A 19,622-nucleotide genomic window follows, 5' to 3' on the forward strand; every position below is an offset into this window, starting at 1 on the left:
TCAACCCCTTATTGCAAGAAAGGGGAAATAAAGTATGTCACAGCATATTGTGGTAGTGGGTTCCGGTGTGATGGGTAGAGGGATTGCCTATGTAAGTGCAACAGGAGGATTCAGGACCACTCTGGTTGATATTAAACAAGAGCAGCTGGATCATGCGAGAGAAGAGGTTGAGCTCCTACTCCAGAAGGGGATCGAAAGAAACAAGCTCACTCAGCAGGAGTATGTAGAAGCAAAAGAACTGATGAGCTATTCAACGAATCTGTCCATTGCCGTAAGGGATGCCGATGTGGTCATCGAAGCCGTTCCGGAAAAAACAGACATCAAGCGTGGTGTGTTCGAGGTACTGGATGCACATGCTCCGGAGTATTGCCATCTGGCGACCAATACGTCCACCATGAGTCCGACTGAAATCGGCTCCTTTACGAAACGGCCGGATAAAGTGATTGCCATGCACTTTTTCAATCCTGTACATAAAATGCCGCTCGTCGAAATCGTGAGGGGATTGGAAACAAGTGATGAAACAGCGGAGGTCATCGGCCAGGTTGCCCGCCTGATGGGGAAAGAAACAGTGGTCATCAATGAATTCCCAGGGTTTGTTACAAGCAGGATCTCGGCACTCGTAGGGAATGAAGCTTTTTACATGCTTCAGGAAGGACTCGGGTCTCCTGAGGAAATCGATAAAGCGATCAAGCTCGGCCTTAATTACCCAATGGGTCCCTTTGAACTCGGTGATTTAGTCGGATTGGATACACGACTGAATAATTTAAAGTACCTTCACGAAAAGCTTGGGGAGAAGTATCGTCCGGCGCCATTGTTAGAGAAGTACGTAAAGGCAGGCCGCCTTGGCAGAAAATCAGGCAAAGGGGTCTATGATTATTCAGAAACAAAGGAAAAGGAGCATCAGTCATGAGGGAAGTTGTCATTGTCGATGCCGTCCGGACCCCGATAGGAAGATATAAAGGATCGTTAAAAGAAGTGCGGCCCGATGACCTGGGAGCTCACGTCATTAAAGCCCTTATGGAAAGAAATCCCCTTGTCCCTGTCGATACGATTGAAGAAGTGGTACTGGGAAACGCCAACGGTGCCGGAGAGGATAACCGGAATGTCGCACGGATGTCAACTCTCCTTGCCGGTCTCCCCGTTGAAGTTGGTGCGACGACCATCAATCGTCTGTGCGGTTCTGGACTGGATGCTGTCAACTATGCAGCAAGGGCCATTTTAGCAGGAGAAGGGGAGGTCTTCATTGCAGGCGGTACCGAAAGCATGACGCGTGCCCCATATGTCATGGCAAAGCCTTCAAAAGAATTCCCGAGAGGAAATATGGAAATGTTCGATACGACGATCGGCTGGCGCTTCGTCAATTCCCGTCTGAAAGAAAGGTACGGAACCGATTCCATGCCGGAAACGGCTGAAAATGTGGCGAAGCAGTTCGGCATTTCACGTGAAGAACAGGATCACTTTGCCTATTGGAGCCAGGTGAAGGCGAAGCGAGCCATGGATGAAGAACGTTTTAAAGAAGAGATTGTACCGGTGGAGCTTCGTGATCGCAAAGGAAATGTCTCTACCTTTATGATGGATGAACACCCAAGACCCGACACCAATAGTGAGAAGCTCCAGAAACTGAAGCCCCTGTTCCAGGGAGGGACCGTGACTGCGGGGAATGCTTCCGGTGTGAATGATGGTGCGTCGGCCCTTCTTCTCATGAGCAGGGAAAGGGCGGATGAATTAGGCGTCATCCCCCTTGCCCGCTACGTGACATCAGCCACTGCGGGCCTGGAGCCTTCAGTCATGGGACTGGGGCCGATCTATGCCACACAGAAGGTCCTGAAGCGTTCCGGCCTCGCCCTTGATCAGATCGGCTTGGTGGAGCTGAATGAAGCATTCGCGGCCCAGTCCCTCGCCTGCATCCGTGAACTTGGACTGAATGAAGAAATCGTCAACGTCAACGGGGGAGCCATTGCCTTCGGTCATCCGCTCGGAGCCAGTGGAGCCCGTATCCTCACCACCCTTCTATATGAAATGAAGAAGAGGAAGGTACGCTACGGCCTGTCTACCATGTGCATCGGAGTAGGTCAGGGAATCGCGACCCTCGTTGAAAATATAGAATCGTAAGTGCCCTGTTTTTGCAGGGCTTTTTGTGATTAAGAGGTTTCTTTTTTAGAAAGGATAGACGTGAGGTGATAAAGATGGAATTTGAGATCATGACAGTCGAAAGTGAGATCCCTTGTCTCGTCGTCGCAGATGAAGATAACGGCAGGTTTATGATCAGGAAGGCGGACACGAGCGGGGAGGTGTTCAACAGTCAGGAGGAGCTTGTAAATTGGATCGAGGCAAATTGGTCCAAGGAGAAAGTCGTGAACACGTATGACTTTGTGAAGATGCTGGAAATGTTGAAGGTGTATCATTGAGGGACAGGCTCTTGGGGGAGCCTGATTTTTTATTTTATCATTTAGATCATGAATATTCATTTATTTTTCAGGAATTTTTATGCTATGATATTTACTAAACGTAAAATTAACGTCATAAATGAATGCGATAGGATAAAAGGAGAGGCAGCGATGAATACAAGATCAATGATCTTTACACTATACGGGGACTATATTCGCCATTATGGAAATAAAATTTGGATCGGCAGTTTGATTCGCCTGCTGAATGAATTTGGTCATAATGATCAGGCCGTCCGTGCCGCGATTTCCCGGATGAATAAGCAGGGATGGGTCCAGGCGGAGAAGCAGGGGAACAAAAGCTATTACTCCCTGACCGAACGAGGCGAGGTCCGCATGGAAGAAGCGGCAAACAGGATATTTAAGCTGAAGCCTGAGCAATGGGACGGTAAATGGAGGATCCTCATGTATTCCATTCCTGAAGAAATCAGGAGTATCCGTGATGAGCTGAGAAAAGAGCTGGTTTGGAGCGGATTTGGAACCTTATCGACGAGTACGTGGATTTCTCCCAACAACCTGGAGAAGCAGGTGCAATCCCTTTTCGATAAGTACGATATTAAAGAGTACGTCGATTTCTTCATCGCAGAACATAAAGGACCTAATGAAAATCAGCGGTTAATAGAAAAGAGCTGGGACCTGAACGAGATCAATGACCGCTACCAGGATTTCATTTCTCATTACAGTCAACAATATATGATTGATAAGAGTAAAATCAGTAAAGGGCAAATGAGCGACGCCGAATGTTTCGTGGAAAGGACGAAGCTCGTCCATGAATACCGGAAATTCCTCTTCGTCGATCCGGGCCTGCCGGAAGAACTCCTGCCTGAAAAATGGCTCGGAGCCCACGCAGCCACTCTGTTTGGAGAATACTACAAAGAACTCGCCGAACCGGCATCCCGTTTCTTTGAAAGTGTATTTGAAGACGGAAACGAACTGAAAAACAAAGACCTGAGCTATAACGTGATGACACATCCGTTATTGCTTGATTGACAAAACCACCTGCCGGTTTGAATCTGCAGGTGGTTTTTTTAGAGGGACGGACCTCGAGAATTCGGGGAGGGACTTGTCGAATAATCCCAAAAAGTATAACATGAATTTAACGAAGGGGGATTATTATGAATAACCTAACGAACGTCTTACATATAACATATCCTATCATTCAAGGGGGAATGGGGAATATCAGTAACGCCCAGTTGACAGCGGCAATCTCTGAAGCCGGAGCCCTCGGTACAATCGGAGTCGGGACCATGGGCGTAGAGGAAGTGGAAGGGATCATCATTGAAACGAAAAAGAGAACCAGTAAACCTTTCGCCCTGAACATTCCGATTTCCATCACACCGCATTTGAAAGAAATGGTTCGCTTAGTGGTGACGCACGGGATACCGGTCGTTTCCTTATCAGCGGGAAATCCATCCCCGCTCATTCCTTATTTCCACGAACACAACGTAAAGGTAATCTGCGTCGTTGCTTCGAAAAAACAGGGAAAGAAAGCGGAAGATGCAGGAGCGGATGTAATCGTGGCGGAAGGGTATGAAGCTGCCGGGATCAACTCCAATTTGGAAACGACCACTCTGGCTCTTATTCCTCAACTCGTTGATACTGTAAAGATTCCGGTAGTGGCTGCAGGAGGGATCGGTGATGGACGGGGACTTGCTTCCATGCTTGTCCTTGGTGCGAGCGGAGTGCAAATGGGGACACGGTTCATCGCGACCAAGGAAGCTCCTTTTCATGACAACTATAAATCTACCCTGGTGGATGCAAAAGACGATAGCACGGTCATCGTAGGACGTTCTGTCGGCAGGGTGAGACGGGTGATGAAAACCCCTTATGCAGATGGGCTGCTTCAAAAAGAGCGGGAGGGGGTCGCTCCTGATGAGTTCAACCACATGACATCCGAGGATTATCACCGGATTGGGGCACTTGAAGGAAAGCTGGATCAGGGCTTTATAAACGGTGGTCAGGTGTCGGGACTTGTAGAGGACATTCCGACGGTAGAGGAGCTTCTGGAAAGAATGATGAGCGATGCCCACAGGATTTTTAGAGAGCTTTCCAGTTATGGGATGCGATCTTAATAGATTGAGGTTTTCCTAAGCGCTTGCCCTTGCAGGGTGAGCGCTTTTTTTGATGGGGTTCACAGACAAAAACTATAGCACAAAACCATTATATAAGCCCAAACTGCAGTTTTTTCATCTCCGCGATTTACGACCTTATAATTTTTGGACAAAGAAAACGTAAAGTCATATCCACCCCACCGATCTCCATTCGACATAAATTTCCCGTCATTCCCTATGGATATTCCCCCCAAGACCGACTATACTAGTATTAATTTTTAAATTTTCCGAATATTATTGACTATTTTGTGACAGGAGTGATAATATAACGTTGTATTTACGTTCGTTCATATTTTTATCATACATGGATTTGCTAGTCTAGTAGACTACTGATCATATATCAGGAAGAGAAAAAGGGGGATTTCTGTGAAGAAGAAGAGTTTATTACTTGTTGTGATCTCTATGTTATTTGGAATGCTGGTTCTATCAGGATGTGGTAGTGATAAGAGTTCCGGCGATGGAGATGGTGAGAAGCAATATGTCATCGGGGTAACCCAGATTGTGGAACATCCATCATTGGATGCGGCATTTGAAGGTTTCAAGAAGGCTCTGGATGAAAACGGTTTCAAAGAAGGCGAAAACGTAAAGTATGATGTTCAAATCGCTCAAGGAGATCAAAGTAACTCACAAAGCATTGCGAAGAACTTTGTCGGGGACGGTGTAGACCTCATCTTTGCAAACTCAACCCCAAGTGCGCAAACTGCCCTGAATGCAACGAAAGACATACCAATCGTATTCACCTCTGTCACTGATCCTGTCGGTGCTGAACTCGTCAAGTCATTTGACGAGCCAGGTGAGAATATTACTGGTACGACGGATACTCACCCAGAAGCAATTTCAAAGACACTCCAATTCATTACGGATGAAATGAAAGCCAAGAAGATCGGGATTGTGTATAATTCCGGAGAGCAAAATGCTGTCGTTCAAGTAGCTGAAGTGAATAAGCTTGCGAAGGAAAAAGGCGTGGAAGTGGTGGAAGCAACTGTTTCAACGTCTGCAGATGTTAAGCAAGCGACTGAATCCATGGTGGGAAGGGTCGATGCCCTCTACATCCCGAAAGATAACACAGTCGTTTCAGCCCTTGAGTCCGTCATCACGGTAGCGAATGAAAAGGATATTCCTCTTTTTGTTGGGGAACTCGATTCATTGGAAAAAGGAGCCATTGCAGCAAGTGGATTCAACTATGAAGACCTTGGTTACCAAACCGGGTTGATGGCGGTGAAGATTTTAAAAGGAGAGAAAAAACCTTCTGAACTCCCTGTACAGGCTCCGGAAAACTTCGAATTGATGTTCAATAAAGCGGCAGCTGAAGAACAAGGTGTGGAAGTACAGGAAGCCTGGTCAGACCTTGGGAAGTTTATTGAAGAAAAATAGAAAGGGATGATGATTCGTGCCAACAGCAATATTCGCATCCTTTGAATCTGGAATCATTTACGCTATTATGGCCCTCGGAGTCTATCTGTCCTTTCGGATATTGGATTTTCCTGATTTAACAGTCGATGGCAGCTTCGTAACAGGGGCCGCTGTCGCTGCAACCATGATCGTCAGTGGCGTAAACCCCGTCATCGCAACGATTACGGCGATAGTGATCGGATTTGTAGCAGGATGTATAACAGGTTTACTTCATACGTTTGGTAAAATCAATGCCTTATTATCAGGGATTTTAATGATGATCGCCCTGTATTCCATCAATCTCCGGATCATGGGGAGGTCGAATGTACCCCTGCTCAGTCAGGATACCGCGTTTACAGGGATAGAAGGATTCTGGTCCCCTCTTGGAATCGATGCCGCCCTTAATAAAGTATGGACGGCCATCGGACTCGGGGAGCCTGTTCCGGGAACGTGGAGCATTCTATTCGTCATGACGATCATTACGCTTGGGATCAAATTTTTGACAGACGCATTTTTGAAAACGGAAATCGGGTTGGCGCTGAGAGCGACAGGGGATAATCAACGGATGATCCGCAGCTTCTCTGCCAATACGAATCTGATGATCATTCTCGGGTTGGGGATCTCGAATGGGATGGTGGCACTATCCGGCGCCCTGATCGCCCAGTACAGCCGTTTTGCCGACGTCGGAATGGGGATCGGGATGATCATCATCGGGCTCGCTTCTGTCATCATCGGTGAAGCACTATTCGGAAAGAAGACAATTGCCCGTACGACCTTAGCCGTCATCGGTGGGGCGATCATCTACCGATTGGTCGTTTCCATGGCCCTTCGTGTCGATTTCCTTGAAACGGGAGATATGAAACTGATCACGGCGACCATTGTCATTCTGGCACTTGTCATGCCTAAGGTGATGGATCGTTACAAGGATAAGAAACGGAAGGCACAGCGAATGGCGGAACGGGTAAACCAAACGCCGATTTCAGAGAGAAAGGGTGATGGCGGTGTTACAATTAAATCGAATTCATAAAGTATTCAATGAAGGGACACCCGATGAGAAAATCGCCCTTGATGATATTCAGCTCTCTCTGGAACCAGGTGATTTCGTGACGGTTATCGGGAGTAACGGAGCCGGGAAATCGACCCTGATGAATATCGTCTCAGGGGTATTGATTCCTGATATCGGAAATGTGTTGATCGATGACCACGAGGTATCGAAGGTTTCTGAATATAAACGTTCAAAGCTGATCGGCCGCGTATTCCAGGATCCGATGGCAGGCACGGCACCATCCATGACCATTGAAGAAAACCTGGCCATGGCGTATTCACGGAACCGGACGAGGACTTTTAAAATGGGGGTCACAAAAAAACGGAGAGTGTTCTTTAAAGAAGTACTTGAAACCCTTCATCTCGGACTTGAAAACCGTCTGAATGCCAAGGTGGGATTATTGTCAGGTGGAGAACGGCAGGCTCTTTCCCTCTTGATGGCGACCTTCACAGAGCCATCGATCCTACTGCTGGATGAACATACGGCTGCGCTTGATCCGGCCCGTGCAGATCTCATTACGAACCTGACGAAGGAGATTGTGGAGAAGTACAAGCTCACTACATTGATGGTCACCCATAATATGCAGCAGGCCCTGGATCTCGGGAACCGTTTGATTATGATGGATAAGGGACAGATCATCCTGGAAGTGAATGAAGAACAGAAGAAGCATCTCACCGTCGAAGGACTGCTCCATGAATTCCAGAGGATCCGCGGCAGTCAATTGGCAAGTGACCGTGCCCTTCTTTCATAGGCTAATAAAAAAATAAACAACCTTCTGTAAAAAGCAACGGGACTTTGAGTTCCGTTGCTTTTTTTACGATGAAGGCTTCTATGCATAACTTATATTAATATAATATTTTAAATATTTTAACAATTTATTGACTATTTATAAAACAAAATGTTATTATATCGTTGAATTAACGTTATATAAAAATGTATGATTCGTTGGTTTAAAGGGGGAAAGCAATGAAGTCTGGATTAGCAGTAGGACATACAGCCGTTATTACGACTGAAGTCACCCCCGGCATGTATGCCCAGTTTGAAGGAAACGTGGTTCACCCCGTGTATTCAACGGTGTCGATGGTGTACCACATGGAATGGGCATCCAGGAAAGTCATTCTACCCTATTTGGAAGATCACGAAGAAGGAATGGGGGCAAAGGTGAACGCACGGCATGTGGCGCCGGCGAAAACGGGTTCCCTTCTTGAAATTAGAGCGAACGTTATTGAATACGAACGAAACGTCATCGTAACCGAAGTGACTGTCAGAGATAGAGAGAATGACAGACTCATTGGAAAAGGTGAAGTGAAGCAAGTGGTATTACCCAAAGAGAAAATTAAAGAAAGAATAAAAGAGAGCTAGATCCATTTATGTAGCGAGTAGTTAAAGGAGGAAGCACAATGTCTAAAGTATCGACTGAATTGAAAGCGGTTACAAACAGAGAGCTTGCAGGGGGAATTGAAATGGATATGTTCCAGAGAATACAAAACCATGAACAAGTTGTATTTTGCAACGATGAAGAAACAGGGCTTAAAGCCATCATCGCCATACATAATACCACTCTTGGACCAGCTCTTGGCGGATGCCGCATGAGACCGTATGCATCAGTAGATGAAGCACTTGAGGACGTCCTGCGCCTATCCAAAGGCATGACGTATAAATGTGCTGCAGCCGACGTGGACTTCGGTGGAGGAAAGGCGGTCATAATCGGAGATCCGGAAACAGATAAAGATCCGGAGCTGTTCCGTGCCTTCGGTCAATTCGTTGAATCTTTAAACGGAAGATTCTATACAGGGACGGACATGGGGACCACGCCTGAAGATTTCGTTTATGCCTTAAAAGAGACCAATTGTATCGTCGGTGTCAATGAAGAGTACGGAGGTAGCGGTGATTCATCCATCCCGACTGCCATGGGCGTGATTTATGGCTTGCAGGCGACAAACCAAAACGTCTGGGGCTCGAAAGATCTTCATGGAAAAAGCTACGCCATTCAGGGACTTGGGAAGGTCGGGTTTAAAGTAGCCGAACGACTGCTGGAAGAGGGAGCAGACCTGTATGTAACGGATATCAGTCAGAAATCCATCGATCTATTGGTTGCGAAAGCGAAAAACATGGGTGCGGCCATAAAGGTCGTATCGGGAGAAGAAATTTATTCTGTCGATGCGGATGTCTTCGTGCCATGTGCCATCGGGGGAATCATCAACGATCACACAGTGGATCAGTTGAAAGTAAAAGCGGTCGTGGGTTCTGCCAATAATCAACTATTAGATCTGTCTCATGGGCTGAAGCTGCACGAAAAAGGGATACTGTATGCCCCTGATTACATCGTCAATGCCGGCGGACTGATCCAGGTGGCAGACGAATTATATGAGCCGAACAAAGAACGGGTCCTTCAAAAGACGAGTGCCATCTACAACAGCCTTCAAAACGTCTATCTGCAATCGGAAAACGAGCACATGACAACGGTGGAAGCAGCCAATCGTTTCTGCGAGGACCGGATCCACGCACGCACGAGAAGAAACAGCTTCTTCTCCCATGCGAAACGTCCGAAATGGTCGGTGAGAACGTAAATCCAGGCATTTTTCATAAAAACATGATTATCCCAAATCTCCAACAATAATGCACCACAAGAGGTGATGAAATGATCGAGGAATTTCAACTGGTCCAAGTCATGGATCAGCAAGGACAACTGGTTCAAAGTGAATATGAAAAGGACATTTCAGAAGAATTGACCCGCACGTTTTACCGGCATCTCATCAGGATCCGCACCTTCGATCGTAAAGCCGTCAGCCTGCAGCGTCAGGGCCGTATCGGAACGTATGCACCATTTGAAGGACAGGAGGCATCCCAGGTGGGGAGCGCACTTGCCCTGCAGGAAAAAGACTGGTTATTCCCTTCCTACCGCGATCACGGTGCAACAATGACATTCGGACATTCGCTCCTTCACATCCTTCTTTTCTGGAAAGGGAGGAATGAAGGGTGTGTCCCTCCTGAAGGAAAGAACATTTTTACTCCAGGCATCCCGATTGCGACCCAGCTTCCACATGCGGTAGGCGCGGCTTTCGCCGAGAAGAGAAAAGGAACCCGGAATGCGGCCATTGTCTATTTTGGTGACGGCGCCACTTCTGAGGGGGATTTTCATGAAGGATTGAATCTGGCAAGCGTGTGGGGGGCTCCGGTTGTCTTTTTTAATCAAAATAATCAGTATGCCATATCTGTTCCCATGCATAAGCAAATGAAGACGAAGACCATTGCCCAGAAAGCGCTGGCCTATGATATACCAAGCATCCGCATCGACGGCAATGATATTTTTGCTGTTTACTTTGAAACGCTAAATGCCTTGGAGAGAGCACGTAACGGGGACGGACCTACCTTGATCGAATCGGTGACATGGAGATACGGTGCCCATACGACAGCAGATGATCCGACGAAATACCGTGATCAGCAGGAAAGCGAGTCGCGGCGTAAGGATAATGACCCTGTCGATCGCTTAACAAAATACATGGAGCTAAGGGGCTGGCTTGACGAGGAATGGACGGCTTCTGTCCAAAAGGAATGTGCAAAGGAAGTGGATCTTGCCGTCGACGAACTGGAAGCTTATCCAGCCGGAGATCCGAGCTTGATCTTCGATTATGTGTTTGCGACACCGACGTGGACGATCCAGGAACAAAAAGAAAAGCTCCTTGAGCAATTGAGAGGTGAGTAGAATGAACACCTTAACGAAAATGAAGACATTGACGATGGTTCAGGCCATCACGGATGCGATGAGAGTGATGCTAAAGGAAAACGAGGACGTCCTGCTGATGGGGGAGGATATCGGGACGAATGGGGGAGTGTTCCGGGCGACTGACGGCTTGCAACAGGAATTTGGCGAAGACCGGGTTCTTGATACACCCTTAAGTGAAGCGGGCTTTATCGGGGCCGCCATCGGGATGGGATTGAATGGATTCCGTCCGGTGACGGAGGTCCAGTTTTTAGGATTCATTTACCCGGCATATGAGCAGATCATGACGCATGCCTCCCGAATACGTGCACGGACACTCGGACATTTCACCTGCCCTATGGTCATCAGGGCTCCATATGGGGCCGGGGTACGGGCACCTGAAATTCATTCCGATAGTACAGAGGCACTCTTCACTCATATGCCGGGAATCAAAGTGGTGTGTCCGGCGACACCGTATGATGCCAAAGGTCTTCTGATTGCGGCGATCGAAGACCCTGATCCCGTCCTGTTCCTTGAGCCTATGAGATGCTACCGGTCTTCCAAAGAGGAGGTGCCGGAAGAGAAGTACACTGTGGAAATCGGGAAGGGCAAGGTAGTCAAGGAGGGTGAGGAGGTCACGATCATTGCGTGGGGAGCGATGGTGAAGGTTGCAGAGGATGCAGCGAAAGAAGCAAGTGAAAAAGGGATCTCCTGCGAGGTACTTGACCTTAGAACTCTCTATCCTCTTGATAAAGATCTGATCTCACACTCTGTCCAGAAGACCGGGAGAACCGTCATCGTCCATGAAGCCCATGCAACGGGTGGGGTTGGAAATGATGTGCTTGCGATCATCAATGACAAATCCTTTTTATATCAAAAAGCGCCGACAGAACGCGTAACAGGATTCGATACGCCTGTTCCGTATTTCGGATTTGAAGATTTCTATTTGCCTGACAGTAAACGAGTGCTTGCTGCAGTGGAGAGAGTGGCACGCTATTAGACAAGGAGGGAGTCCATGGAAGTTAAGCTTCATGATATCGGGGAAGGGATGACCGAAGCCAATATCAATCACTTTCTTGTGAAGGTGGGGGATGTCGTGAGAGCGGATCAACCACTTGTAGAGGTACAAACAGATAAAATGACGGCGGAGATCCCGGCACCGTTTTCAGGTGTGATCAAGGAATTCACCGTAAGTGAAGGGGAGACGATTCCCGTTGGATCGACGGTCCTGTTGATGGAAAAGGAACATAGAGATGCAAGCCGCCGTATCGTTCCCCAAACGACTCAGGTCTCGAAGAAAAAAAGGATACTTGCTTCCCCGTATACGAGAAAAATTGCAAGGGAAAATGGGATCAATATTGAAGAAGTGGCGGGTTCAGGGGCCGGGGGCAGGATTGTCGATGAAGATGTTCTCCTCTACATGAAAGGCGAAGTCGGGACAACTCCAAAACCTGAGGAAGAACCTGTGCCTGCTCAAGTGATTCCAACAGAAACCGTGCCGAAGACCATCCCTTTCAGGGGCAGACGAAAACAGATTGCTTCCAAAATGTCACAGTCACTCAGAACCATCCCTCACTGCACCCATTTTGAAGAAATCGACGTGACAAATCTATTAATCTGGAAAGATACGATGAAAAGAGGTGGACAGACCGTTTCCATGGGGGCGTTTTTTATCAAAGCCCTCTCTGTTTGTTTAAAAGAGTTCCCGATCTTCAATGCCCGCCTAAATGAAGAGGAAGAATGCATCGAGCTTCAGCCACACCATAATATCGGTATCGCAGTCGATACGGATGAAGGTCTGATCGTTCCTGTCATCAAAGGGGTGGAAGGAATGACAATGATCGAAATCCAGGCTGAAATGAAGGCCCTCACCGTCAAGGCTCAGGAAGGCAAGCTTGCGATGAAAGAGATCAAGGGAGGTACCTTCACGGTCAGCAATGTCGGCCCGTTGAACGGTTCGATCGGAGCCACTCCGATCATTAACGAGCCGGAAGTGGCCCTCATCGCCTTTCATAAAACGAAGAAGCGCCCGATGGTGAACGAACACGATGACATTGTCGTCCGCTCCATGATGAATGTATCCATGTCCTTTGATCACAGAGTGGTGGATGGCGGGACAGCCGTGACATTTACAAATCGTTTGAGAGTTTTGATCGAAGAGCCTCAATCCATGCTTTTGGAGTTGATGTAAATGGTAGTAGGGGAAATTACAGAAGAAAAAGACGTCATTGTCATCGGAGGAGGTCCCGGAGGCTATCACGCAGCCATCAGGGCAGCGGGCCTCGGTAGACAGGTCACGTTGATCGAACGGGAGGATCTGGGGGGGACCTGCTTGAATAAAGGCTGCATCCCATCAAAGGTATTCACCCATTTTGCCCAGGAATTCAAAAAGACGAAGCACCTGAAGGAAATGGGGATGGAGTTTGGGGAAGTTGAAGCAAACCTTGCGACTCTTCAACACTATAAAAATAAAAAAATCGCCCAGCTCCGAACCGGTGTGGAATCCCTCTGTAAAGCAAACAAGGTTGAAATCATTAAAGGGTCGGCTTCATTCCTATCAGAATCCCGTATAGGCGTGGAAAACGGACATGAGTTCAATCTTCTTAACTTTAAAGAGGCGATCGTCGCAACAGGGGGAGACTTTCACTATCCGGATGAAATTATATTCAATGCAGAGACTGTCCTGAAGGAAAGACAGATTTTTGAGCTGGAGGAGATCCCCAGGGAACTGATCATTTATGGTGCAGATTATATTTCACTGGAGATTGCGTCCGTTTTCTGCATATTAGGAAGTCGGGTCACGTTAATCTTGAGGGAAGAATTGGCATTGGATACCACCCTTTCCAAAGAATTGTCCAGGCAGTTAAAAAAACAGAAAATCAGTGTCATCAAACATTGCGTACTGAGAAAGGCCAGTGAAAGGGACGGACATGTCTTCGCTGAGATCGAAAAAGAAGATGGAGAAACGGTTTCCATTGAAGGCTCTCACTTTGTCGTGAGCGGCCAAGTGAAACCGAACCTATCCGACCTTGGGCTCGACCGTCTACGTATGGAAATAACCGACGAGGGGTATATCCAGACAGATCGGGAGGGACGGACCTCCATTCCCCATATTTGGGCGATCGGGGATGTGACGGAAGGTCCGTCCCTCGCAGTGAAGGCGATTAAGCAGGGGAAGGCGGTGGCCGAGGCAATGGCCGGACTTCCGGTAGAAGTCGATCTGCGGTTTGTGCCGTCGGTGGTGCAGATGAGTCCCCCGATTGCGTATGCCGGCCTTACAGAAGAGGAAGCTCGCAGTGAGGGCTATTCGGTCACAGTGAGTGAGAACCCTGTCAGAGGAAATGGGTATGCACAGCTTACAGAGGAGAAAGACGGATTCGTCAAAGTCGTGTCAGACAGTGAAACGGATATGATCCTTGGTGTCCATATGATGGGAATGGGTGCAGTCGAGCTGATCACTGCAGGTGTAATGGGACTCGAGATGGCAGCGAGGGATGAGGACTTTCGCTTTCCGCTCTATCCCCACCCAAGCATGAGTGAGACAATGCTCGAAGCAGTCGAAGGTTTAAAGGGGGACGCCGTGCATATGCCTCCCAGAAAAAAGGAACCAGCGAGATGAAAAGAGGGACGGACTTCATCACAGAGAAGCGTTTAAGCTTTACTAGCCGTTCTTGAGAAGTTGTATAAAACAATTTAATATAATATTCAGAATATAATTATGTTTAATGGAGGGGTTAAAATGCAAGAGAACGCAGCAAAAAAGCAGGTTAAGGTAGAAGAGGTCTTCCCGGTAAGGGATGTGGATTATTTAGAATATTATACAGGTAATGCGAAGCAGGCAGCCCACTTCTTCTGTACAGCATTCGGATTTAAGACCGTTGCCTATTCAGGGCTCGAAACAGGCAATCGTGACACGGTATCCTATGTACTGCAACAAAACAAGGTGCGATTGCTCATTACAGGAAGTCTGCATGAGGGTAGCCGGGTATCCCAATTCGTGAAGAAACACGGAGACGGCATCAAAGACATCGCACTTGTCGTGGATGATGTCGAAAAGGCTTACAGTGGAGCCGTGTCACGAGGTGCGATTGAAATCATGCCTCCTTCTACACTGGAAGATGATAATGGAACGGTGAAGAAAGCCGTGATCGGTACATATGGGGATACGATCCATACACTTGTGGAACGTAAGGATTACAAAGGGATTTTCATGCCTGGCTTTGAAAAATATGAAACCGCTCTCAAAAATGAAGACGCCGGCATCATCGCGGTCGACCACGTCGTCGGAAACGTGGAGCGCATGGAAGAGTGGGTGGAATACTACGAAAAAGTGATGGGCTTCAAGGAAATGCGTCATTTCACGAATGAAGACATTACAACCGAATATTCTGCCCTGATGTCCAAGGTCATGCATAATGGCGGACGCATCAAATTCCCGATCAATGAACCTGCTGAAGGAAAGCGCAAATCACAAATCCAGGAATATCTTGAATTCTACGGTGGTCCAGGGGTGCAGCATATCGCTATCCTGACAGAAGATATCGTGAAGACAGTGGGGATCCTGAAGGAAAATGGAGTAGAGTTCTTAAACACTCCAGATTCCTACTACGAAATGCTTTCAGAGCGTGTAGGTGAAATCGATGAAGAGATTTCGCAGATCAAAGAGTTGAATATTTTAGTAGACAGGGATGACGAAGGGTATCTGCTTCAAATTTTCACGAAGCCAATCGTTGATCGTCCGACACTATTCATCGAAGTGATCCAGCGTAAAGGGGCAAGAGGATTCGGCGAAGGAAACTTCAAAGCACTATTCGAATCCATCGAGCGCGAGCAGGAACGCAGAGGAAACCTATAAAAAAAATAGATAGATAGAACATATATAACGGGGGTCAAAGGACCGGTCAGGGGGTTAACTCATAAAGAGATTAGCTGCTTCTACGCTTAATATCGTACGGATTGCAGGTACATATTTTAACGGGGAGATAAGCTAACACATGAGTCAACCCCCTTCATCCATGAGGAAGGCGAGGATATATGTATGACATTGAAGTTCAAAACAAGAGAAGCGGTCACACATATCGCTCCATATGTACTGGGGAAGACGCTTCTGGACTTAAAGAAGGAGCATGGACTCAGCTCCATCAGAAAGTTATCGGAAAATGAAAATATATATGGCTGCTCACCGAAAGTGAAAGAGTGGTTTAAAGAAAACGGAAGCGACCTGTTTTTATATCCGGACGGGGCAGCGTTTGATCTGAGTCAAAAGGTTTCAGCGTTCTTAGGGGTTCCGAAAGAACAACTCGTATTCGGGAACGGATCGGATGAAGTGATCCGGCTTTTGACGAGGGCCTATTTGAGCAGCGGAGACGAGGCGATCATGGCCGATGTGACGTTTCCAAGGTACCAGACCAATGTGCTGTTAGAGGGAGGCGCATCTGTCATTGTCCCTCTCGTAGAAGGTACCCATGATTTACAGGGCATGCATGACCACATCACTTCAAAAACAAAACTGATCTTTGTATGTAATCCGAATAACCCGACAGGGACCATCGTCGGGAAAAGGGAACTCCTGCAGTTTATCGAAAGCGTCCCATCCCACGTTCTCGTGGTGGTCGATGAAGCCTATATGGAGTACGTGACAACCGATGATTATTTAGAAACACTGCCGCTTCTGCCTGCATTCGAAAACCTGATTGTCCTCAGGACATTTTCGAAAATTTATGGCCTTGCCGGGTTAAGGGTCGGGTTCGGGGTCATGAATGAGGAAATTGCTGAACAGCTCCGTAAAGTGAAAGATGTCTTCAATGTGAATACCGTTGCTCAGAAATCAGCCATCATTGCCCTGGAGGATCAGGCGTTTATAAGGGAGTGCACCCATAAGAACGAACAGGGTCGCCATTATTTGGAGACGGAATTCGACCGATTGGGTTTATCCTATTTCTCTTCTCAATCGAACTTTATCATGGTGGACACAGGATTGAACGGAGACGTGGTTTCCCATGAGCTAGTAAAAAGGGGTCTCGTCGTCCGTTCAGGAACGCTTCTCGGATATCCGACCACGGTCAGGGTCACGATTGGAACAGAAGAGGATAATAAACGATTCGTTGGAGCTCTCGAAGATATTCTGAATAACGAAGGGGTGAAGTGAAATGGATATCAAACCCCAGATGCTTGAGTGGCAGGCAGCTTATAAACTGATGATCGGTTCGATCCTGCCACGACCGATAGCCTTTGTTTCATCCATGGATGAAAAAGGAAATGCGAACCTCGCTCCATACAGCTTCTTTACGGCGATTTCTGCAGAGCCAATGCTCGTCTGCTTTTCCCCGATGAGAAGAGGGAAAGATGGGAGCAAAAAGGATACCCTCCAAAATATCGAGAAAACGAAGGAATTTGTCATCAACATCGTCAGTGAAGAGTTTGTGGAGGAGATGAACAACTGTGCCATTGAATTTGAATCCGTCGTTGATGAATTTGAACAGGTAGGGCTGACAAAGAAAGAATCGATCACGGTAAAACCGCCGGGAGTAACCGAAAGCAAGGTTCAATTGGAATGCGTTCTTCATGAGGTCCTTCACTTCGGCGATCATCCCGGTGCAGGAAGCCTGGTCATCGGGAAGGTTGAGTGTGTCAGGATCAATGATGAACTCTACTATGACGGGAAAATAGATTCAGAAAAACTCAAACCGGTGGGAAGGCTTGCCGGCCAGATGTACACCAAACCACTATCCGATTCATTTGAATTGATTCGAAAAAGGTGATATGACGTGAAGCTTGTTAGTTTTATAAAAGAAGGAGAAGTGATGGCCGGGATCGTTCAGGATGATCTTGTCGTGGACATCCATGCTGTAAGCAGCGGATCACTCCCTAAAGATATGTTATCCATCATTGATCTTGGTGATGAAGGGCTGAAACGGATGAAAGAGCTGGGTGCTTTTTCAGAGGGAGACAAGGGAGTGCATCTATTACGTGACGTTACCCTGAAGTCGCCGATCCCAAGGCCAGTCAGCATACGGGATTTCTATGCGTTTGAAGAGCATGTGAAAACGGCCCGTAAACGGAGGGGGCTGGACGTGGTGCCTGAATGGTATGACTTTCCGGTCTTCTATTTCACGAATCATTTGGCTGTAAAAGGAAATCTCGATCACATTGAAAGACCGGCTGGCTGTGAGTGGATGGATTATGAACTGGAAATTGCCTGCGTCATCGGTAAAGAAGGCCGGAACATTTCCCGAGACAATGCGGAAGACTTCATTTACGGCTATATGATCATGAACGACTGGAGTGCAAGGGACATTCAGAAGCATGAAATGAAAGTCGGACTCGGTCCCGCTAAAGGAAAAGATTTTGCCACCTCTTTCGGTCCTTATTTAGTGACGAAGGAAGAGATGGATACTTATCGCAGTGGTGACCGTCTTGATCTTCCCATGACGGCAAAAGTGAATGGGAAACTCTTATCACAGGGGAATTATCAGGATATTCATTATACATTTGGAGACATGATCGAACGTGCATCCAAAGGTGTCACCCTGTATCCCGGTGAGGTGATCGGATCCGGTACGGTTGGAACCGGCTGCATTTTAGAGCTTGGTCCCGAGAAGCATCCGTGGTTGAAGCCTGGTGATGTGGTGGAATTAGAGATTAAGGGATTAGGGGTTTTAAAGAATACGATTGCAGAGAGAAGAGAGGAGGAAGACCATGTACTATCGACAAATGGGAAGTATACCTCACAAACGTCACACCATGTTTAAAAAGGACGACGGCACCCTCTACAGGGAGCAGGTGATGGGGACGAAGGGTTTCTCGGGAACACAGTCGATTCTGTATCATCATCATTTGCCGACGGCTGTAGCGAAAACAAAGTATTTAGGCAGTTATATGCCGGAATTTGAGGAAGAGGGTGCTCTGCGCCATCGACATTTCTTTACAGACAAGGTAGAAAAGAAAGGCTGTGCCTTAAAGAGTCGTGAGTATTTACTTGGAAATTCCGATTTGTTGATTGGAACTGCCTATGTCACAGAGGAGATGACAAGCTTTTACCGGAATGGTGATGGAGATGAAATGCTTTATATCCATTTTGGTAAAGGGAAGGTAGAGACGATGTTTGGAACGATCACGTATGGAAAAGGTGATTATGTGGTGGTTCCGATCGGAACCATCTACCGTGTCGTTCCTGAGGAAGAGACGAAGATGCTGATCGTCGAGTCCTTCAGCCAGATCACCACTCCTCGTCGCTACCGTAACGAGTACGGGCAACTGCTGGAACACAGTCCGTTTTGTGAACGGGATCTGCGGGGACCGGAAAAGCTTGAAACCAAAGATGAAAAGGGCGAATTTGAAGTGATCACCAAGTCAAGGGGCGCACTCCATTCCCACGTATTGAATCATCATCCATTGGACGTCGTCGGATGGGATGGATATTTGTATCCGTGGGTATTCAACATAGAGGATTTCGAGCCGATCACCGGCCGTGTCCATCAGCCGCCGCCTGTTCATCAAACGTTTGAAGGGCATAACTTTGTGGTCTGCTCATTCGTGCCGAGATTATATGATTACCATCCGGAATCTATTCCGGCTCCGTATAATCACAGCAACGTGAATAGTGATGAGCTCCTCTACTATGTGGAAGGAAACTTCATGAGCAGAAAAGGAATCAAGAAAGGATCGATCACCCTCCATCCGAGCGGAATTCCACACGGGCCTCATCCAGGAACGTCGGAAGCCAGTATCGGAAAAAAAGAAACGTTGGAGCTCGCTGTCATGATCGATACTTTCAAGCCGTTGAAAATTGTCAAAAAAGCAAACGATGTCGAAGATCAGAATTATATGTATACATGGGTATAGAAGAATCAATCCAGAGGTCTGGCTCTGGATTGATTTTTTTGTGGAAGGAAAGGCATGTTGCTTAAAAAGACGGTACCATTCCC

At 47.3% G+C, this 19,622-nt stretch carries 19 protein-coding genes; all 19 read left to right on the forward strand.

What is annotated here, in order from left to right:
- The first annotated feature begins 34 nt into the window (after window positions 1-34).
- The 19 genes from AC0VXY_RS02295 (at window position 35) to AC0VXY_RS02385 (ending at window position 19,539) form a co-directional block, all read left to right on the forward strand.
- The gene (locus AC0VXY_RS02295; protein ID WP_475526750.1) at window positions 35-910 is read left to right on the forward strand and encodes a 3-hydroxyacyl-CoA dehydrogenase; all 876 of its coding nucleotides are present in this window, start codon (window positions 35-37) and stop codon (window positions 908-910) included.
- Window positions 907-2,112 carry a thiolase family protein gene (locus AC0VXY_RS02300; RefSeq protein WP_435993726.1) on the forward strand — a complete coding sequence of 402 codons (1,206 nt, stop codon included), beginning with the start codon at window positions 907-909 and terminating at the stop codon, window positions 2,110-2,112. The genes AC0VXY_RS02295 and AC0VXY_RS02300 overlap by 4 nt, the downstream gene beginning before the upstream one ends.
- Before the next feature lie 74 nt (window positions 2,113-2,186).
- Window positions 2,187-2,408: a hypothetical protein gene (locus AC0VXY_RS02305; RefSeq protein WP_475526751.1), complete on the forward strand. Its 222-nt coding sequence runs from the start codon at window positions 2,187-2,189 to the stop codon at window positions 2,406-2,408.
- Window positions 2,409-2,558: 150 nt separating this feature from the next.
- Entirely contained in the window at window positions 2,559-3,434 is an 876-nt protein-coding gene (gene paaX, locus AC0VXY_RS02310) for a phenylacetic acid degradation operon negative regulatory protein PaaX (RefSeq protein WP_435993722.1), read from the forward strand.
- Window positions 3,435-3,559: 125 nt separating this feature from the next.
- Window positions 3,560-4,516, forward strand: coding sequence for an NAD(P)H-dependent flavin oxidoreductase (locus AC0VXY_RS02315; protein WP_475526752.1), 957 nt, complete (start codon window positions 3,560-3,562; stop codon window positions 4,514-4,516).
- 441 nt (window positions 4,517-4,957) lie between these two features.
- Complete coding sequence (locus AC0VXY_RS02320) at window positions 4,958-5,929, forward strand: ABC transporter substrate-binding protein (protein WP_475527795.1); 972 nt, start codon at window positions 4,958-4,960, stop codon at window positions 5,927-5,929.
- A 16-nt stretch (window positions 5,930-5,945) separates the two neighbouring features.
- Window positions 5,946-6,974, forward strand: a complete 1,029-nt coding sequence (locus AC0VXY_RS02325) for an ABC transporter permease (protein ID WP_435993718.1) — start codon at window positions 5,946-5,948, stop codon at window positions 6,972-6,974.
- Complete coding sequence (locus tag AC0VXY_RS02330; protein WP_435994669.1) at window positions 6,949-7,743, forward strand: ABC transporter ATP-binding protein; 795 nt, start codon at window positions 6,949-6,951, stop codon at window positions 7,741-7,743. Before AC0VXY_RS02325 ends, AC0VXY_RS02330 begins: the two co-directional genes overlap by 26 nt.
- A 215-nt stretch (window positions 7,744-7,958) precedes the next feature.
- Window positions 7,959-8,354 (forward strand): thioesterase family protein, encoded by a 396-nt coding sequence (locus tag AC0VXY_RS02335; protein WP_435993716.1) that lies wholly within the window; start codon window positions 7,959-7,961, stop codon window positions 8,352-8,354.
- Window positions 8,355-8,455: 101 nt separating this feature from the next.
- A complete protein-coding gene (locus tag AC0VXY_RS02340; RefSeq protein WP_475527796.1) occupies window positions 8,456-9,562 on the forward strand; it encodes a Leu/Phe/Val dehydrogenase in 1,107 nt (368 codons plus the stop codon).
- 71 nt (window positions 9,563-9,633) lie between these two features.
- Complete coding sequence (gene pdhA / locus AC0VXY_RS02345; RefSeq protein ID WP_435993714.1) at window positions 9,634-10,698, forward strand: pyruvate dehydrogenase (acetyl-transferring) E1 component subunit alpha; 1,065 nt, start codon at window positions 9,634-9,636, stop codon at window positions 10,696-10,698.
- Between the two features lies 1 nt (window position 10,699).
- Complete coding sequence (locus AC0VXY_RS02350; protein WP_435993712.1) at window positions 10,700-11,695, forward strand: alpha-ketoacid dehydrogenase subunit beta; 996 nt, start codon at window positions 10,700-10,702, stop codon at window positions 11,693-11,695.
- A gap of 15 nt (window positions 11,696-11,710) precedes the next feature.
- Window positions 11,711-12,886 (forward strand): dihydrolipoamide acetyltransferase family protein, encoded by a 1,176-nt coding sequence (locus AC0VXY_RS02355; RefSeq protein WP_475526753.1) that lies wholly within the window; start codon window positions 11,711-11,713, stop codon window positions 12,884-12,886.
- A complete protein-coding gene (lpdA, locus tag AC0VXY_RS02360; protein WP_475526754.1) occupies window positions 12,887-14,314 on the forward strand; it encodes a dihydrolipoyl dehydrogenase in 1,428 nt (475 codons plus the stop codon).
- Between the two features lie 120 nt (window positions 14,315-14,434).
- Window positions 14,435-15,550, forward strand: coding sequence for a 4-hydroxyphenylpyruvate dioxygenase (hppD, locus tag AC0VXY_RS02365; RefSeq protein ID WP_435993706.1), 1,116 nt, complete (start codon window positions 14,435-14,437; stop codon window positions 15,548-15,550).
- Between the two features lie 183 nt (window positions 15,551-15,733).
- Window positions 15,734-16,843: a histidinol-phosphate transaminase gene (gene hisC, locus AC0VXY_RS02370; protein WP_475526755.1), complete on the forward strand. Its 1,110-nt coding sequence runs from the start codon at window positions 15,734-15,736 to the stop codon at window positions 16,841-16,843.
- Window position 16,844: 1 nt separating this feature from the next.
- On the forward strand, window positions 16,845-17,456 hold the full coding sequence (locus tag AC0VXY_RS02375; RefSeq protein WP_475526756.1) for a flavin reductase family protein: 612 nt from the start codon (window positions 16,845-16,847) through the stop codon (window positions 17,454-17,456).
- Between the two features lie 6 nt (window positions 17,457-17,462).
- The gene (locus tag AC0VXY_RS02380) at window positions 17,463-18,446 is read left to right on the forward strand and encodes a fumarylacetoacetate hydrolase family protein (RefSeq protein WP_475526757.1); all 984 of its coding nucleotides are present in this window, start codon (window positions 17,463-17,465) and stop codon (window positions 18,444-18,446) included.
- The gene (locus AC0VXY_RS02385; RefSeq protein ID WP_475526758.1) at window positions 18,394-19,539 is read left to right on the forward strand and encodes a homogentisate 1,2-dioxygenase; all 1,146 of its coding nucleotides are present in this window, start codon (window positions 18,394-18,396) and stop codon (window positions 19,537-19,539) included. Before AC0VXY_RS02380 ends, AC0VXY_RS02385 begins: the two co-directional genes overlap by 53 nt.
- Window positions 19,540-19,622 lie beyond the last annotated feature (83 nt).

It is taken from the genome of Rossellomorea sp. QJM3NY_18, from assembly GCF_056173145.1.

Bases quoted from the DNA above. Each gene is read 5' to 3' on its own strand.
- AC0VXY_RS02295 (WP_475526750.1), top strand. From the start codon at position 35: ATGTCACAGCATATTGTGGTAGTGGGTTCCGGTGTGATGGGTAGAGGG.
- AC0VXY_RS02300 (WP_435993726.1), top strand. From the start codon at position 907: ATGAGGGAAGTTGTCATTGTCGATGCCGTCCGGACCCCGATAGGAAGA.
- AC0VXY_RS02305 (WP_475526751.1), top strand. From the start codon at position 2,187: ATGGAATTTGAGATCATGACAGTCGAAAGTGAGATCCCTTGTCTCGTC.
- paaX (WP_435993722.1), top strand. From the start codon at position 2,559: ATGAATACAAGATCAATGATCTTTACACTATACGGGGACTATATTCGC.
- AC0VXY_RS02315 (WP_475526752.1), top strand. From the start codon at position 3,560: ATGAATAACCTAACGAACGTCTTACATATAACATATCCTATCATTCAA.
- AC0VXY_RS02320 (WP_475527795.1), top strand. From the start codon at position 4,958: ATGTTATTTGGAATGCTGGTTCTATCAGGATGTGGTAGTGATAAGAGT.
- AC0VXY_RS02335 (WP_435993716.1), top strand. From the start codon at position 7,959: ATGAAGTCTGGATTAGCAGTAGGACATACAGCCGTTATTACGACTGAA.
- AC0VXY_RS02340 (WP_475527796.1), top strand. From the start codon at position 8,456: ATGGATATGTTCCAGAGAATACAAAACCATGAACAAGTTGTATTTTGC.
- pdhA (WP_435993714.1), top strand. From the start codon at position 9,634: ATGATCGAGGAATTTCAACTGGTCCAAGTCATGGATCAGCAAGGACAA.
- AC0VXY_RS02350 (WP_435993712.1), top strand. From the start codon at position 10,700: ATGAACACCTTAACGAAAATGAAGACATTGACGATGGTTCAGGCCATC.
- AC0VXY_RS02355 (WP_475526753.1), top strand. From the start codon at position 11,711: ATGGAAGTTAAGCTTCATGATATCGGGGAAGGGATGACCGAAGCCAAT.
- lpdA (WP_475526754.1), top strand. From the start codon at position 12,887: ATGGTAGTAGGGGAAATTACAGAAGAAAAAGACGTCATTGTCATCGGA.
- hppD (WP_435993706.1), top strand. From the start codon at position 14,435: ATGCAAGAGAACGCAGCAAAAAAGCAGGTTAAGGTAGAAGAGGTCTTC.
- hisC (WP_475526755.1), top strand. From the start codon at position 15,734: ATGACATTGAAGTTCAAAACAAGAGAAGCGGTCACACATATCGCTCCA.
- AC0VXY_RS02375 (WP_475526756.1), top strand. From the start codon at position 16,845: ATGGATATCAAACCCCAGATGCTTGAGTGGCAGGCAGCTTATAAACTG.
- AC0VXY_RS02385 (WP_475526758.1), top strand. From the start codon at position 18,394: ATGTACTATCGACAAATGGGAAGTATACCTCACAAACGTCACACCATG.